Source organism: Bordetella genomosp. 11 (assembly GCF_002261215.1).
In the GTDB taxonomy this organism is placed as follows: Bacteria; Pseudomonadota; Gammaproteobacteria; order Burkholderiales; family Burkholderiaceae_B; genus Bordetella_C.
The window spans coordinates 1183924-1199083 of record NZ_NEVS01000001.1 but is presented as its reverse complement, the minus strand read 5'-3'; the positions used below and the strand labels follow the sequence as shown (position 1 = coordinate 1199083).

The 15160-nt window shown below is 67.6% G+C and carries 16 protein-coding genes; 7 read left to right on the top strand and 9 right to left on the bottom strand.

Features of this window, described 5'->3' with window-relative positions; translation table 11 throughout:
* Positions 1-41: 41 nt before the first annotated feature.
* From CAL28_RS05390 to phnG, 7 genes are all read right to left on the bottom strand, one after another.
* A complete protein-coding gene (locus CAL28_RS05390; RefSeq protein ID WP_094840318.1) occupies positions 42-1244 on the bottom strand; it encodes an alpha-D-ribose 1-methylphosphonate 5-triphosphate diphosphatase in 1203 nt (400 codons plus the stop codon).
* A gap of 2 nt (positions 1245-1246) precedes the next feature.
* On the bottom strand, positions 1247-1960 hold the full coding sequence (gene phnL, locus CAL28_RS05385; RefSeq protein ID WP_094840317.1) for a phosphonate C-P lyase system protein PhnL: 714 nt from the start codon (positions 1958-1960) through the stop codon (positions 1247-1249).
* A gap of 150 nt (positions 1961-2110) precedes the next feature.
* Positions 2111-2887 (bottom strand): phosphonate C-P lyase system protein PhnK, encoded by a 777-nt coding sequence (phnK, locus tag CAL28_RS05380; protein WP_094840656.1) that lies wholly within the window; start codon positions 2885-2887, stop codon positions 2111-2113.
* Entirely contained in the window at positions 2887-3807 is a 921-nt protein-coding gene (locus CAL28_RS05375; protein WP_094840316.1) for an alpha-D-ribose 1-methylphosphonate 5-phosphate C-P-lyase PhnJ, read from the bottom strand. The genes phnK and CAL28_RS05375 overlap by 1 nt, the downstream gene beginning before the upstream one ends.
* A complete protein-coding gene (locus CAL28_RS05370) occupies positions 3804-4973 on the bottom strand; it encodes a carbon-phosphorus lyase complex subunit PhnI (protein WP_094840315.1) in 1170 nt (389 codons plus the stop codon). Before CAL28_RS05370 ends, CAL28_RS05375 begins: the two co-directional genes overlap by 4 nt.
* Position 4974: 1 nt before the next feature.
* Positions 4975-5598, bottom strand: coding sequence for a phosphonate C-P lyase system protein PhnH (gene phnH / locus CAL28_RS05365; protein ID WP_094840314.1), 624 nt, complete (start codon positions 5596-5598; stop codon positions 4975-4977).
* A complete protein-coding gene (gene phnG / locus CAL28_RS05360) occupies positions 5598-6062 on the bottom strand; it encodes a phosphonate C-P lyase system protein PhnG (RefSeq protein ID WP_094840313.1) in 465 nt (154 codons plus the stop codon). The genes phnH and phnG overlap by 1 nt, the downstream gene beginning before the upstream one ends.
* Before the next feature lie 123 nt (positions 6063-6185).
* On the opposite strand from phnG, the gene phnF reads away from it, so the two are divergent.
* From phnF to phnN, 4 genes are all read left to right on the top strand, one after another.
* Positions 6186-6905, top strand: coding sequence for a phosphonate metabolism transcriptional regulator PhnF (gene phnF, locus CAL28_RS05355; protein WP_094840312.1), 720 nt, complete (start codon positions 6186-6188; stop codon positions 6903-6905).
* A gap of 115 nt (positions 6906-7020) precedes the next feature.
* The gene (locus CAL28_RS05350; protein WP_094840311.1) at positions 7021-8217 is read left to right on the top strand and encodes an alpha-D-ribose 1-methylphosphonate 5-triphosphate diphosphatase; all 1197 of its coding nucleotides are present in this window, start codon (positions 7021-7023) and stop codon (positions 8215-8217) included.
* A gap of 9 nt (positions 8218-8226) precedes the next feature.
* Positions 8227-8964, top strand: coding sequence for a DUF1045 domain-containing protein (locus CAL28_RS05345; protein ID WP_094840310.1), 738 nt, complete (start codon positions 8227-8229; stop codon positions 8962-8964).
* On the top strand, positions 8961-9524 hold the full coding sequence (phnN, locus tag CAL28_RS05340) for a phosphonate metabolism protein/1,5-bisphosphokinase (PRPP-forming) PhnN (RefSeq protein ID WP_094840309.1): 564 nt from the start codon (positions 8961-8963) through the stop codon (positions 9522-9524). The genes CAL28_RS05345 and phnN overlap by 4 nt, the downstream gene beginning before the upstream one ends.
* An 83-nt stretch (positions 9525-9607) precedes the next feature.
* On the opposite strand, the gene CAL28_RS05335 is transcribed toward phnN, so the two are convergent.
* A complete protein-coding gene (locus CAL28_RS05335) occupies positions 9608-10627 on the bottom strand; it encodes a LysR family transcriptional regulator (RefSeq protein WP_176463883.1) in 1020 nt (339 codons plus the stop codon).
* A 269-nt stretch (positions 10628-10896) separates the two neighbouring features.
* Here CAL28_RS05335 and CAL28_RS05330 point away from each other — a divergent pair, with 269 nt between their 5' ends.
* Both CAL28_RS05330 and CAL28_RS05325 read left to right on the top strand, forming a co-directional pair.
* Complete coding sequence (locus CAL28_RS05330; RefSeq protein WP_094840307.1) at positions 10897-11778, top strand: TauD/TfdA dioxygenase family protein; 882 nt, start codon at positions 10897-10899, stop codon at positions 11776-11778.
* Between the two features lie 16 nt (positions 11779-11794).
* The gene (locus CAL28_RS05325) at positions 11795-12787 is read left to right on the top strand and encodes an NAD(P)H-quinone oxidoreductase (protein WP_094840655.1); all 993 of its coding nucleotides are present in this window, start codon (positions 11795-11797) and stop codon (positions 12785-12787) included.
* Positions 12788-12926: 139 nt separating this feature from the next.
* Here CAL28_RS05325 and CAL28_RS05320 read toward each other — a convergent pair whose 3' ends face one another.
* Entirely contained in the window at positions 12927-14681 is a 1755-nt protein-coding gene (locus tag CAL28_RS05320) for a S8 family serine peptidase (protein ID WP_176463882.1), read from the bottom strand.
* A 257-nt stretch (positions 14682-14938) separates the two neighbouring features.
* Between CAL28_RS05320 and CAL28_RS05315 the strand changes: the two genes are divergently transcribed.
* A complete protein-coding gene (locus CAL28_RS05315) occupies positions 14939-15160 on the top strand; it encodes an acetyl-CoA carboxylase biotin carboxyl carrier protein subunit (protein WP_094840305.1) in 222 nt (73 codons plus the stop codon).

Here is a 15160-nt window from a genome sequence, read left to right as displayed (position 1 = left end):
GAAGCGTTGCCGGGACCTTCGAGCACGCGCTCCGCGCGCGCTTACGCTGGTGCCTCGACGCGTTCGGCATGCCGCGGTACGGCCGGATCCGGGAGGGCGGGATAGCTGGCGGAAAACACCAGCCGCCCGGCGCTCCAGGTATGGCTGACCAGCGGCTGTCCGTTCACGGTCGCGACGGCCGTCAGGTCCGCGCGCAGGCCGGCCTGGATGCGTCCGCGGTCGTGCAGCCCCGCGGCCTTGGCCGGGTTGCCCGATACCAGCGCCACGGCCTGGGGCAGCGGCAGCGACGCCTGGCGCGCGGCGACGAAGGCAGCGGCGATCAACGTAGAGGGCTGGTAGTCCGAACACAGGCAGCTGGCGACACCCGCGCGGATCGCGTCGATGGCGCGCATGGAACCGCTCTGGCTCTGGCCGCGCAGCACGTTGGGCGCTCCCAGGATGGTGGGCAGCCCGCAGGAAACGGCCGCCTTGGCGGTATCCAGGGTGATGGGGAATTCGCTCATCGCCACGCCCAGCGCGCGCATCGCCGCGATGCGGTGGACGGAGTCGTCGTCGTGGCTGGCGGTGGGGATGCCGTGACGGCGCGCCCGCTCCAGCAGGTGCTCGACGCGGCCCACCGCGCCCTCCTGGGCCTCGGCCTTGGCGCGCGCCGCTTCCTCGGCCTGTTCGCGGCTCATCCCGTGATTGCCCATCATGTATTCCAGATAGGCATCCAGCGTCTTGAATTGTCCCTGGCCGGGCGAATGATCCATCACCGACAGCAGATTGACCATGCCTTCGTCCATCAACGCGGTCAGGACGGGCACCGCGAACGGGTCGGTGACCTCGTAGCGGCAATGCACCCGGTTGTCCACCAGGCTGTGGGGCTTGAAGGCGTGCAGCATGCGGATGACCTGGGCCGCCGTGTCGTTGTTGCGCACGCCCCATTCGCGGTTGGCGAAGGACACCGCATGGTACGGCGTGGTGATGCCGGCCGCGGCATTGCGGCGGTCGACCTGCGCCACCGCGAATTCCAGCGGGAACAGCACGCGGGCGCGCGGCTCCGCCTCTTTTTCGATGGCATCGCAATGCAGGTCGATCAGGCCCGGCATCAGTGTTTGCCCGCGCAGTTCGACCACGCGGTCGGCTCGCGGATTCACGGGGTCCACGGCGGCAATGCGGTCGTCCTCGATCAGCAGCGACGCATTGTCCAGGACATCGTCGGCCAGCACGATGCGGGCATGGGTCAGCAGTGTGGTCGCCATGGTTACTCCTGCAGGGCCGCGGAGGCCGGTTCCAGTGCCAGGACGCGCGTCGCCACGGCATCGCGCACCGCATCGTCATGGAAAATGCCTATCACGCAGCGGCCTTCGGCCACGGCATCGCGGATCAGCGAAACGACGACTTCCCGATTTCCCGCGTCCAGCGAAGCCGTCGGCTCGTCCAGCAGCAACAGCGGATGCCCGCCGATAAATCCGCGCGCGATATTCACACGTTGCTGCTCCCCGCCGGAAAACGTGGCGGGCGGCAGGTCCCACAAGCGGCGGGGCAGCCGCAGGCGTTCCAGCAGCCCGGCGGCACGCGCGCGCGCCTGGTCGGCGGCGACGCCACGCTGGCGCAGCGGATCCGCGACCACGTCCAGCGTGGCGACACGCGGGATGGCGCGCAGGAACTGGCTGACGTAGCCGATCACGTCGCGCCGCAGCTGCAGGATGCGTTGTTCGGGCGCCCGGGTCAGCTCTGTCCAATCGTCGCCGTCGCGCACCCGTATGCTGCCGGAGGTGGCCAGGTAATTGCCGTACAGGCAGCGCAGCAGCGTGCTTTTGCCGGTACCCGACGGGCCGGAGAGCACCAGGCATTCGCCGCGCGCCGCATCGAAGGACACGTCGCGCAGCACGGGCAGCGTAATGCCGCCCTGGTTGTGCAGCGTGAAGAGCTTGGACAGCCCGCGCGCTTCCATCATCATGTGTCGTTGCATCATCTCAATTACTCCGCCGTGCTTCGCGCGCCCCACGACGCGGGAAACCGGTATGGTGTTGATCGGGGACGCCGCCGGAGCCGGCTTTGCCGTTCCGCCAGCGTCGCTCCCTTCGAGGGGGGAAGCGCGCAGCGCTTCGGGGATGGGCTTCCTCTACGACTGGAGAATCGAAGAAACCAGCAATTGGGTATACGGATGCTGCGGGTCGTCCAGGATCTGGTCGGTCAAGCCGCTTTCCACGACATGGCCGCCGCGCATTACCAGCGTGCGATGCGCCAGCAGGCGCGCCACGGCAAGATCGTGGGTGACCACGATGGCGGCCAGCCCCAAGTCGGCTACCAGCTGGCGCAGCAGGTCCAGCAGGCGGGCCTGCACCGAGACGTCCAGCGATGCGGTCGGTTCGTCCATGAACACCATGCGCGGGTGCGTCACCAGGTTGCGGGCGATCTGCAGGCGCTGTTGCATGCCGCCGGAAAACGACGCCGGCCTGTCGTCCAGGCGGCCCACATCGATTTCCATCTTGTGCAGCCAGTTGCCCGCGACTTCACGCAGGCCGCCATAATGCCGCTGGCCAACGGCCATCAGGCGCTCGGCGATATTGGCGCCGGCACTGACCTGCATGCGCAGGCCGTCGCGCGGATTCTGCCGCACGAACCCCCAGTCGGTGCGCGCCAGCAGGCGCAGCCGGGACTGGGATAGCGTGGCCAGATCGGTCAGCCCTTCCTCGCGCAGGTCGTAGGACACGCTGCCGGACTGCGGCGCGACCTGGCACGACACCGCCTGCAGCAGCGTGGTCTTGCCGGAGCCGGATTCGCCGACCACGCACAGCACCTCTCCGGCGTACAGGTCGAAATCGATATCGCGGCAGCCGTGGATGCCGTCCCAGGTGTGCGTCATGCCGCGCACGGATAGCAAAGGCGTGGGTGCCATCATGCTGCGTTCTCCCCGGCGTCCGGGCCGCGGTGTCCGGCGGCCTGGCGGTCCGCGCAGTATTCGGTATCGGAACAGACGAAGTGGCGGTTGCCCTGGTCGTCCAGGATGATCTCGTCCAGGTAGCTGTCGCGCGATCCGCACAGCGCGCAGCAGTCCTGCCATTTCTCCACGGTAAAGGGATGGTCCTCGAAGTCCAGGCTGCGCACGCGGGTATACGGCGGCACGGCGTAGACGCGCTTTTCGCGGCCGGCGCCGAACAGCATCAGCGCGGGGTTGCCGTCCAGCTTGGGGTTATCGAATTTAGGGATGGGAGAAGGCCGCATCATGTAGCGGTCGTTGACCACGACCGGGTAGTCGTACGTGGTGGCGATATGGCCATGCTGCGCGATGTCCTCGTACAGCTTGACGTGCATGCCGCCGTATTCGGCCAGCGCATGCATGGTGCGCGTTTCGGTTTCGCTGGGCTCCAGCCAACGCAGCGGTTCCGGTATCGGCACCTGGAACACCATGATCTGCCCTTCGCGCAACGGCGTTTCCGGCACCCGATGGCGGGTTTGCACGATGGTCGCGTCGCGCGTCGATTCGGTCGTTTTCACGCCGGTCACGCGGGCGAAGAAGCGGCGGATATTGATCGCGTTGGTGGTGTCGTCCGATCCCTGGTCTATCACTTTCAAGGTATCGCCGGCGCCGATAATGGCGGCCGTCACCTGGATGCCGCCGGTGCCCCAGCCATAGGGCAGCGGCATTTCGCGGCTGCCGAAGGGCACCTGGTAGCCGGGGATCGCCACGGCCTTCAGCAGCGCGCGGCGCAGCATGCGCTTGGTCGATTCGTCCAGGTAGGCGAAGTTGTAATGCGGATCGCGCGCGACGCCGGCCTGGGCGGCGCCGGCGGAAGCGGGTACGGAACTGACGGTCATGATGCGATGGCCTCGTCCAGAGGGGATGCGGCGGCGGCCCGGGTGGCCTGCCGTTCGTTGTGCGCGGCGACGCCGCCCTGCGTATCCGCGCCGGCCTGCGCGGCGCTTTCGGCACGCATCCGGCGCACCAGTTCCAGGTTGGCCTGGAAATCCACGTAGTGCGGCAACTTCAAATGCTGGACGAAGCCGGAGGCCTCGACGTTATCGCTGTGATACAGCACGAACTCGTGGTCGTTGGCGGGGGAATCGGCGGCTTCGCCGAGTTCCGCCGCGCGCAGGGCCCGGTCGACCAGCGCCATGGACATGGCCTTGCGTTCGCCGTAGCCGAAGACCAGCCCGTAGCCGCGCGTGAAGCGCGGGCCTTCCTGCGGGTTGCCGGCGAACTGGCTTACCATCTGGCACTCGGTGACATCGATTTCGCCCAGCGTGACCGCGAAACCCAACTCTTCGACGAACATCTCGACTTCGACCGATCCATAGCGGATCTCGGCGGCGAAAGGATGCGTATTGCCATAGCCGCGCTGCGTCGAATAGCCCATGGAGAGCAGATAGCCCTCGTCGGCGCGTGCCAGGTTCTGCAGCCGCGCCGGACGCGAGGCCGGAAAGGTCATCGGCTGGCGCGTCAGGTCGAAAGGCGCCGGGTCGCCCGGCGGAATGGCTTCGTCTTCCACCAGCGATTCGTGCCGCAACAGGTCCGTGACGCGCGGCATGGCCGGATCGAGCGGAACCTCGGCCGGCGGCAGCGGCGCCACCGGGGCATCGTCCTCCAGGCTGAAGTCCAGCAGGCGCTGCGTGTAGTCGTAGGTGGGCCCCAGCACCTGCCCGCCCGGCACGTCCTTGAAGGTGGCCGATATGCGGCGCTGCAGCCCCATGCATGCCGTGTCCAGCGGCTGCGTATAGCCGAAGCGCGGCAGCGTGGTGCGGTACGCGCGCAGCAGGAATACCGCTTCGATCGCATCGCCGGCCGCCTGCTTGAGCGCCAGCGCGGCCAGGTGCGGATCGTACAGCGAGCCTTCCGCCATGACGCGCGACACCGCCAGCGGCATTTGTTCGCGGATCTGCGCCAGCGTCAGCGCCGGGACCGCGGGATCGCCACGCCGATAACCGTCCAGCATGCGGTAGGAATTCAGGATGGCGCGTTCGCCGCCCTTCACAGCAACGTACATATCAGTTCTCCATCCGGGTGGTGCGCGGCAGACCGCAGATCTGCCTGCCTTGCGTCAGAAAGACATCCACGCCCAACGGAAACAGCGCGTGATTCGATGCCCATTGTTCGCGGAAGTCCGCGGGCAGGCCCGCCACCGCCAGGGCGCGCGTGCCGGGAATGCCCGGGCCGGAAAGCGCCAGCGCCACCCCTGCCCCGAAGGCGCCGACTTCGATCAGCAAGGTGGCCGATCGATCGGGATAGGCGGCATCGCCGGGATCGCAACTGTCCAGCGACGGGGCCACGTGCCCGGCGGGCACGGCGATGAATCGGGCTTGCGCCGGATCGTCCACCAGCGGGCAGGCGCAATGGAAGCGCAGGAAACCGCGCACGCTTTCGTCCACGCCGGCCGGCAGCCAGACCGGCGCATCGACATCGGCCAGTGCCAGCAGCATCGCCGCCATCGCCGGCGACAGGCCGGAAGGCACGCCGCAGGACGTTTCCAGTTCCTGGATCCGCCCCGGATGCGCCAATGCCTGCAGCGCCGCGCGGAAGGTCTCCTGGGCACCCGCCACCGGGTCGTCGAAGCCGGGCAGCAAGGTGGCCGCGCCGCGTGCCGCGGTGCTCGCCGTATGAGTGGTGGCCATCAGTTATCCCCCCGCACCAGGGTAAAGAAGTCGACGCGCGTCTGCGCCGCGACCGCGGCGCGCGCGGCGGCGTTGTCCGCATGCGATCGGGCCAGCGGCTCTATCACGCTCTTGCGCACGCGCTCGTGCCATTCGTCCATCTGCAACAGCCCGTCCAGCACGGCGGCCTGCTCCGCGTGGCGGGCGGCGCGGCCGCGCACGTAGGCGGTACCGACGATGCCATCGTCGAACGCCACGGCGCAGCGCGTCACGGATATCTCGCCAAGATTGAACTGCGCGCCGGTGCCGCCCGCGCGGGCACGCACCATTGCCATGCCGGTTTCCGGCGCGCGCAGCTTGCGGTAGACGGGCAGTGTCCCCAGCGCCGCATAGGCGAGCGCCAGGGCGTCCGGTTCGGCCAGCGCCATCACGCGCATCCAGGCAGCGCGCGGCGCGTGCGGCTGTTCGCCGGTTTCGGGAGTCATGGTTACCTCTAAACGTCTATACGAGTAGATGTAGTATGATCCGTCACGAGGTAAAGTTCAACCGCAGTGAACCACGTTGTCGGTGAATTTTTTATGACCACGCTTGCGTAACGGAAGAACATCATGGTGGAACGAGGATCGGGCATCGCCATCTGGCGCCAGATTGGCGAGGCCCTGGCGACGGACATACGCAACAAGCGCTACGCGCCCGGCGAACAGCTGCCGCCGGAACCGGAACTGGCCGAAAAGTTCTCCGTCAACCGCCACACGATACGGCGGGCGATGGGCGAACTCGAACAGGGCGGCCTGGTCCGCATCGAGCAGGGACGCGGCACCTTCGTGCAGGAACACGCGATCGACTACGCCATCGGCAAGCGCACGCGCTTTTCCGAGAACCTGGGTAGCCAGGGCGTGCTGGGCCACGCTCAGGTGGTGCACAGCGAAACGCTGAAGTCCGCGGAAATCGCCCATCATCTGGGCCTGTCGCGCAATGCCTCGCTGCTGCGCGTGCAACTGATCGGCAAGACGGAAAACCGCACGATAAGCGTGGCGGAGCATTACTTCGAAGAAAAGCGCTTTCCCGGATTCGTCGACAAACTCGACGCCACGCGCTCCATTTCCAAGACCTATCGCCAGTTCGGCATCTCGGACTACACGCGCAAGTGGTCGCGCATCACCGCCACGCTGCCCAGCGAAGAGGTGGCACGCCTGCTGGCACAGCCCAAGACCCGCCCCATCCTGAAAGTGGAAGCCCTGAACATCGACCAGGACAAAGCGCCGCTGCAGTACAGCATCACCTGCTTTTCCGGCGACTGGGTGCAATTGATGGTCAACGACGACTAGGGTCCGCAGACGCCGGAAGGCATCCCGCTGCGCGCCATCCCGCGCGCGGAAAGACATCTAGACATCTGTTCGTCATCGAAGATCGCTACTCTAGAAGGTTCTACAGGTGGACTCCATGCATCCAGACAATTCGCCTTCCCATTTCCTGCGCGGCATCGGCGGCCGCCGCGTACTGACCGCCCAGGGGCTCGGCCCCGCCCGCCTGTCCTTCGAGCAGGACCGTATCGCCGACACCCATAACGGTTCCGGACCCGCGCCGGCCGATTTCGACGCGGGAGACCTGCTGGTGCTGCCCGGCATCGTCGACCTGCATGGCGACGCTTTCGAACGCGCGATCATGCCGCGTCCGGGAGTGACCTTCCCTTACGACGGCGCCCTGCTGGACGTCGATCGGCAACTGCTGGCCAACGGCATCACCACGGAATTCCACGGGCTGACCCTGTCCTGGGAAGGCGGCTTGCGCGGCGAACCCTACGCCATGCGCATGTTCGACGCCCTGGAGCGCATGCAGCGCCTGCTGGGGGCGCGCCATTACGTACACCTGCGCTTCGAGACCCATCACGTCAGCGGCGTGGAAATCGCGCAGTCCTGGATCCGCGCCGGCAAAGTGCGTTTCCTGGCATTGAACGACCACCTTCCCAGCATGACCAAGCGTTTGGGCGACGACCGCAAGCTGCTGCAGTACGCGGAGCGCGCCGAATGCGACCTGGACACCTTCCAGGACCGCATCCGCGCGGCCATGCGATCGGCCGATGCGGTCGCCGGCGCCATGCGCGAACTGACCGATTGCGCGCGCGAAGCCGGCCTGGAGGTCGCATCGCACGACGACCGCGATCCGGCCACCCGCCGCTACTATCATCAGCTCGGCTGCGGGGTGGCGGAATTCCCGCTAACCATCGAGGCGGCCCAGGTGGCCCGTTCGCTGGGCGACGCCATCGTTTTCGGGGCGCCCAATGTGGTGCGCGGCGGCAGCCACACCAATGCGCCCGACGCTACCGCGATGATCCGCGCGGGCCTGTGCGACGTGCTGGCTTCCGACTACTACTATCCCGCCCCGCTGACGGCCGTAATGAAACTCGCCAGCCGCGGCATCCTGCCGCTGGAGCACGCCTGGGCCCTGGTCTCGCGCAACCCGGCGCGAGCCGCCGGGCTGCGCGACCGCGGCCAGCTGGACACCGGCATGATCGCCGATGCCATCGTGGTGGACGACAGCGTGCCCGAGGTCCCGCGCGTCTGCGCCGCCATCGTGGGCGGACGGCTGCGCTATGCCGCACGCCACTTCGAAAGCCCGCTGGCGCGGGCCGCTGCCTGAGCCCCTGCCATGCCGCTTGCTTATCGCTACGCCGTCTATCTGGCGCCGGCCGGCGCCTGGCGCGAATTCGGCCGCGCCTGGCTGGGTCGGGATGAAGAAAGCGGGCAGCGCCTGCCGCGCGCGCGAGAAGAGGATCCCCGGCTGGACGCCTGGACCGACGCGCCTCGGCACTACGGCCTGCACGCGACGCTGAAGCCGCCCTTCCGCCTGCGCCCGGGCACGACGGCGACGGGACTGGACGAGGCGGTCCGCGCGCTCGCCCGCATGCAAAAGCCCTTCCACATCGCGCTGACCCTGCGCGCCCTGCGCGGGTTCCTGGCCTGGTGCCTGCCCGACGACGCCGGCACACACGCGCGCGTCCGCGCCCTGGCGGACCGGGTGGTACGCGACCTGGACCCCTATCGCGCACCGTCCACCCCGGCTGAAATCGCGCGCCGCCGGCCGGAGCAGTTAACGCTGCCCCAGCAGCGCATGCTGGCCGAATGGGGCTACCCCTACGTCTTCGATACCTACACCTTTCATATCACGCTGACCGGCAACCTCGGCGCCACGGAACTCGACCATGCCGAGGAACTGCTGCGCGCGCGCGCCGGCCGTGCACTGGACGGCGCCATGCCCGTCGAGGCAATCACCGTGTACGTCCAGCCGCGCCCCGACGATCCGTTCATCGTCGCGCGCCACTACGGCTTCGACGGAACCGTGCGCGACGCGGCCGGCGCCCGCTATATGGACGACGATGCACCATGAATGCGCCCGCACCCTCGCTCGTCTACATCATGGGCGCGTCGGGCAGCGGCAAGGACACGCTGCTGCGCCATGTGCGCGGCATGAGCACGCCGCGGGACCGCATCCTGGTTGCGCATCGGTATATCACCCGGCCCAGCGGCGTCGACGAGGCCTCGGTGGCGCTGAGCGAAGACGAATTTGTCCGGCGCGAACAACTGGGTTGCTTCGCTCTCTCGTGGCGCAGCCACGGGCTGGCTTACGGCGTAGGCGTGGAGATCGACGCCTGGATGGCAGCCGGGGTAACGGTGCTGGTGAATGGATCGCGCGCGCATTTGCCGCGCGCCTGGGCCCGTTACCCGGGCCTGTGCGCGGTGGAGATCGCCGTCGATGCGCGCACGCTGAAGCAGCGCCTGTCCAGCCGCGGCCGCGAGAACACGCAGGCCATCGAGGAAAGGCTGGCGCGCGCGACGGCGGCATTCGACGTGCCGGCCGGTTGCGAATTGCTTACCGTGGACAACAACGGCGCTCCGGAACAAGCGGCGGATCGCGTGCTGGAGATCGCCCGCCGCCGGCACGCATGAGCGTGCCCCGGAAGCCGCCCGGGTCGTAGCGGGCGGGCCCGCATATCGACCCGGCCGCGCGATGGCCTGCCCGCGACCAGGTATCAACGCGCCCGCGCCGCGTCCCGCACATAGGCATGAAACCGCCCGAGTAAAGGATCCTCCAGCGACATCCGGTGAAACGCCAGCATGACGGGATTGATGGGCAGCGCGCGCCTGACCTTGACGATGCGCAGCACGCCAAAGCCGACATGGCGGCGCACGATGGATTCAGGCGCGATGGACACCAGCCGCGACGCGGCGACCAGGGCCAGATTGGCTTCGAACGAGCGGGTTTCCATCAGGGGCTTGATAGGCGGCAGGCCGTGTTCGGCCCAGAACGCATCGAATGCGCCGCGCGATGTCGTTCCCGGCTCGGGCAAGGTCCAGCCCATCGCCGCCAGCCGCGACAGGGACACCTGCCCCGAGGGAATATCGGGGTGGCCCGCGGCACAGTAGATAACGGTGCGCTCGTCGAACAATCGCTCGATGACCCATTCGTCGCCAGGGTCCGCCACATTGCCGCGCAGGATGGCGAAGTCCAGGTCGCCCGCGGCGAGGCTGTTGAACAGCGCGACGGAGTTGCCTTCGCGCACCTCGAAACGCATGCCCGCCCCATCCGTTCCCGTGCCGCCTCCCGGCGTCCGCCCTTGTGCCTTCGCATCGCCATCGGCGCCGGCCGCTACCACCGCGCCGCCCGTCCCCGTCTTGTCCAATGGCGCCTGCCCGCCATCCGGATAGACGCGTTCCAGCAAATGCGGCAGCAGCGTGTGCATGGCGCGCGGGATACACCCCAGCCGGATCGGCGGCGCATCGCCCGTCGTCAGGTCGTTCAGGCGCTCCATCGTGCGCAGCGCGAAACGGGCGCGTGGCAGGATCAGGCGGCCCTGCGCCGTCGGCACGCTGCCATGGCTGGACCGCTCGAACAGGCGCGCGCCGACCAGCGTCTCGGCCTCGGCCAACAAGCGCGACAACACCGGTTGCGGTACGCCCAGCTCACGAGCGGCGCGATGCACCGACCGCCCATCGCCGACGGCGACGATGGCTTCGATATGGCGGCGCTGTAGGGTTTTTTTCTTTTGCATGGATGGATGCGCGGATAGGCAATCGCCGGCACGGGCTTCACATGCCGGCGGTCGTTGCCCGCATTCCGCACGCCCGGCGGGCCCGCGGCGTGCGGCGTGCGGCGTGCGGCAATGGGGATACATATTCAGTATAACGGTATGCCTTATATATATCATTTACCGCATTACCCACGATTGCTATATTGGCCTCGCCCACCCTCCCAGCCGTGCCCCGCGGGCCCGCGCCATCCGGGAAGGGACATAACCTCTAGCATGCACAGGCCAACATCATGTCGATCACCGTTACTCCCCTCGCGTCGGCCCTCGGCGCGGAAATTTCCGGTCTGGATCTGCGCGCGCCGCTCGCCGCCGATGACGTCGCGGCGCTGAAGCGCGCCTGGAGCGAGCACCTGGTCCTGCGCTTTCGCGGCCAACTGCTGAGCGATCCGGAACTGCTGGCCTTCAGCCGGGTATTCGGCGAGCTCGATCCTCCCGGACCGAACCCTTACGGCAAACCTTTCCTGACGGAATTTCCCGAAATCAACGTGATTTCCAACGTGAAGAAAGACGGCGTACCCATCGGCAACCTTGGGGACGGCGAAGCCGTCTGGCACTGCGACATGACCTACATCGACACGCCGCCGATGGCCGCGCTGCTGCACGCGCTGGACGTACCGCCCAGCGGCGGCGATACCTTCTGGGCCAATATGTACCTGGCCTACGAGACACTGCCCGCCACGCTCAGGAAAGCCATTTCCGGGCGCCGCGCCATCCATGACGCCACCTACAACAGCGCCGGCATGATGCGCAAGGGCATGAAGGAAGTGACTGACCCGCGCGAGGCGCCGGGTGCCCGCCACCCGCTGGTGGTGCGTCATCCGGAAACCGGCCGCGCCGCGCTGTACCTGGGCCGTCGCCGCAACAGCTATATCGTCGGATTGCCGCTGGACGAAAGCAATGAACTGCTGGACCAGCTTTGGGCCCACGCCACGCAGCAGGAATTCACTTTCCGCCAGCAATGGCAACCGTACGACCTGATCCTCTGGGACAACCGCTGCACCCTGCACCGCCGCGACGCCTTCGATCCCGCCGTCAGCCGCATCATGCATCGCACGCAAATCAAGGGCGCGGCCACCGTGCCCCACGAAGAGCACGATGCCCTCGCCGCGTAGCCGGCCGGACACCGCCATGAAAGCCATCCTGATGCGCGAACCCGGTCCGGCCAGCGTGCTGTACCACGGCGATGCGCCCCTGCCGGAACCCGGTCCCGGCGAGGTACTGGTGCGCGTGCACGCCACCTCGGTCAACCGCCCGGACATCGTCCAGCGCGAGGGCAATTACCCGCCACCGCCCGGCGAATCGGACATCCTGGGCCTGGAAGTGGCCGGCGTGATCCACGCCGTGGCCGAGGGCGTGCAAGGCTGGCGGCCGGGGGACCGCGTGATGACGCTGGTCGGCGGCGGCGGGTACGCGGAATACGCCCGGGCGCGCGCCGAGCTGCTGCTTCCCATTCCCGACGGCATGGACTTCGAGACAGCCGCCTGCGTCTGCGAAACCTACATCACCGCCTATCTGAACGTCTTCATGCTGGGCGGCCTGCGCGACGGCCAGACCGCGCTGCTGCATGGCGGAGGCGGCGGCGTGAACACCGCGGCCCTCAGGCTGTGCCGCGCCCTGGTGCCCGACGCGCGCCTGATCGTCACGGCGTCGCCGGGCAAGGAGGACCGCCTGAGGGCGTTGGGCGCGCACCACGTCATCGACTATCGCGCCACGCCGGACTTCGCGGCCGAGGTCAGGACACTGACCGCGAAGAAGGGCGTGGACGTCATCCTCGATCATATCGGCGCGCGCTATCTCGCGCCGAATATGAATTCGCTGGCGGCCGGCGGACGTTTGGTCGTCATCGGCGTCATGTCGGGCATCAAGGCGGAACTGAACCTTGCGCTGATGATGGTCAAGCGTCAGCAGATTATCGGCAGCGTCCTGCGTTCGCGCCCGGCGACGGAGAAAGCCGACATCGTCAGGGAGTTCGCTGCGCGCGCGCTGCCCTGCATCGCCGACGGACGCGCCGCGCCCATCGTCGAGAAAGTGTTCCCGCTGGAGCAGGCAGCCCAGGCCCACGCCTGGATGGAGGCCGGCGGATTCTTCGGCAAAATCGTGCTGTCCGTGCGCCCCGCGTAGTCGTGGACGAACAGGCCGGCCGCGCCGGCCAGGCCGCCGATGCACAGCAGGCCGTGCATGCCCATGCGCATGCAAACCCTGACGATGGGAAGACCTCGCCGGACAGCGAAGGTCTCGTCCGCGGTAGCCGCCTTGCGCATCAATGCCCCAGCACGCGAAGATCCCAGGACACGATGGTGCCTGGCGCGTCCGCGGAGGACGCCGGACTCGCCGCGTCGGTGACCTGCAATGTCCAGGTGCCGCGCGCGGACTCGTCCAGGAAGGCGTTCGAAGCGGCCAGGTCGATGGAGAAGGTGTCGCCCGCCAGCATGACGAGCGTGCCCGCCGGCAGAATGATGCTGCGGGTGCCGGACGGCGATATGAGCGCGATATGCAGTCGGTTGGGATCCTTGTGCGTGGTGCGCAACCGCAGCTGTACCGTTTCGATCTTTATGTCGTCTTTCACCGCGATCGGCGCGCCGGTCCCCGGCGCATCGCAGGCGCCGATGGGGACCGCGTCGCCGCTCATTGCGACCCAGCCCGTGTTGCGCAGCGGGCCCAGGGGCGTGTGGCGCCGGGCCGCGTGCACGGCAGCCGTGGCGTCGACCAGACCGAAGCCGTACCAGTTGCTGAAGGAGCGGCCCGCGGCATTCCTGACCCAGCCGTCGTCCAGTACCAGCCCCTGCCGGACGATGTCCGGACGGTCGGGATCGATCTTGCGTGCGGTCGTGGCGAGGATGTACTTGATATCGCGCCAGGTCAGCGCCGGGTTGGCTTGCAGCATCAGCGCCGCGACGCCCGTCACGGTGGGCGCGGCGGCCGACGTCCCATTGGCACGGGCGGTGTAATCGCCGCTGGCATCGACGCTGGACAGACTGCCGCTGTCGAGCGCGTTGTAGCGCGGCAGGCCCGGCTCGTCGCGGTTCAATCCCTGCGCCAGGCCGGAGGCGTCCGTCGTCACGATGGCGGGCGCATACAAATGCGTATCGTCCACCGAAGACGTGCCCGACTGCGCATGGGACTGCGCCACGAGGGCCTTTTCCAGGCCGAACTCGCCCCCCAGGCCGGATACCCAGAGCGCCGAACCCGTATTGGAATAGGAGGACTTGATGCCGTCCGCGTTCACCGCCCCCACCGTCACGACGCGGGCCATGGCGTTCATCGTGTCCGCCGTGGCGGTCAGGCAACCGATGCCCGTGCCGCCGGTCGCCGCACGGCAGGTTTCCGCGCCGATGCCTATCTTGTCGGCGCTTTCGAATTCGTTGCCCGCGGACTTGATGAACAATTCGCCAGTGTTTCCATCCAGATCCGCATCCGGATACTCGGACGCCGAATACGGCGCGAAGATGACCGGCGAGTTTCCCCCGCTGATGTTATGCAGCACGGGCCGGGGCACATCGCGTGCGCCGGGTGCCTGCATGTCCAGCAGTTTGGCCTCTGGCGCGATGCTGCCGCCGCCCTTGCCGTTGCCTTCCAACGCCCCGATGATGCCCGCCGTGGCGGTGGCATGGGCAATATCGCGATCGCGCAGGCCGGTCCGGTCCAGGGGCGCGCGCACCAGCAGATTGGGCGCCAGGTCTTCGTGATCCGGGTCGATACGGCCAGGCTCGTGTATCGCGACCACGACGTCCTTGCCCGTTATGCCCTCCTGGTGCAGCGTGCCCAGGTTCAGGTCTACGCCGGCCTTGGGCGCCGTATCCGCGAAAACGCGCCGGCCGGTATTGTTCAGATGCCACTGGAAGGGATACAACGGGTCGTTCGGCACCGCCCGCTCGAACGCTGCCGCCGCGCCCGCCGCGTGTCCCGTCGCCCCGTCTTGCGGCGCCGCCGGCCCGGATCCGGGCAAATGCGGGGAAGGCGTATCGCTGCCGGGTGGCCGCGGGGCGTGCGCAATGGGGAAGGAAGACGTGATCATGACGACATAACCTGCGTGCGATGACGGATCGGATGTTCGATTCCCTGTGGTGTCCGTCTGCCTGCATTCCGATCCCTGCATAAGCCGCCCCGGCGCGCGCCGCACCAACGATTCGTCAACGCCATTAACGTTGTTGTTGCAACAACTACCAATATCCCCTATTCTGGATCCAGCCACGCCCGCTCGCGGCCGCATCGTCGTATCGATGCCCGTTGGCGCAGCGCGCGCCACCATCGGGCCATATGGAGGAACACGGCATGAGTACCGTAGACGTCAAGACCGAGATCACCGGCAATGTCTGGAAAATCCTGCGCAAGCCGGGCGATACCGTGGAAGAGGACGAACCGATCCTGATTCTGGAATCCATGAAAATGGAAATCCCCGTCGTGGCACCGGAAGCCGGCACCATCGCCGAGATCCTGGTCCAGCCGGAGCAAACCGTGTCCGAAGGCAGCGTCGTCGCTCGCCTGTCGGTGTGA

Bases quoted from the DNA above. Each gene is read 5' to 3' on its own strand.
- CAL28_RS05330 (WP_094840307.1), top strand. From the start codon at position 10,897: ATGTCGATCACCGTTACTCCCCTCGCGTCGGCCCTCGGCGCGGAAATT.
- phnG (WP_094840313.1), bottom strand. From the start codon at position 6,062: ATGACTCCCGAAACCGGCGAACAGCCGCACGCGCCGCGCGCTGCCTGG.
- phnN (WP_094840309.1), top strand. From the start codon at position 8,961: ATGAATGCGCCCGCACCCTCGCTCGTCTACATCATGGGCGCGTCGGGC.
- phnH (WP_094840314.1), bottom strand. From the start codon at position 5,598: ATGGCCACCACTCATACGGCGAGCACCGCGGCACGCGGCGCGGCCACC.
- phnK (WP_094840656.1), bottom strand. From the start codon at position 2,887: ATGGCACCCACGCCTTTGCTATCCGTGCGCGGCATGACGCACACCTGG.
- CAL28_RS05345 (WP_094840310.1), top strand. From the start codon at position 8,227: ATGCCGCTTGCTTATCGCTACGCCGTCTATCTGGCGCCGGCCGGCGCC.
- CAL28_RS05335 (WP_176463883.1), bottom strand. From the start codon at position 10,627: ATGCAAAAGAAAAAAACCCTACAGCGCCGCCATATCGAAGCCATCGTC.
- CAL28_RS05375 (WP_094840316.1), bottom strand. From the start codon at position 3,807: ATGACCGTCAGTTCCGTACCCGCTTCCGCCGGCGCCGCCCAGGCCGGC.
- CAL28_RS05350 (WP_094840311.1), top strand. From the start codon at position 7,021: ATGCATCCAGACAATTCGCCTTCCCATTTCCTGCGCGGCATCGGCGGC.
- phnF (WP_094840312.1), top strand. From the start codon at position 6,186: ATGGTGGAACGAGGATCGGGCATCGCCATCTGGCGCCAGATTGGCGAG.
- CAL28_RS05370 (WP_094840315.1), bottom strand. From the start codon at position 4,973: ATGTACGTTGCTGTGAAGGGCGGCGAACGCGCCATCCTGAATTCCTAC.
- CAL28_RS05325 (WP_094840655.1), top strand. From the start codon at position 11,795: ATGAAAGCCATCCTGATGCGCGAACCCGGTCCGGCCAGCGTGCTGTAC.
- CAL28_RS05320 (WP_176463882.1), bottom strand. From the start codon at position 14,681: ATGATCACGTCTTCCTTCCCCATTGCGCACGCCCCGCGGCCACCCGGC.
- CAL28_RS05390 (WP_094840318.1), bottom strand. From the start codon at position 1,244: ATGGCGACCACACTGCTGACCCATGCCCGCATCGTGCTGGCCGACGAT.
- CAL28_RS05315 (WP_094840305.1), top strand. From the start codon at position 14,939: ATGAGTACCGTAGACGTCAAGACCGAGATCACCGGCAATGTCTGGAAA.
- phnL (WP_094840317.1), bottom strand. From the start codon at position 1,960: ATGATGCAACGACACATGATGATGGAAGCGCGCGGGCTGTCCAAGCTC.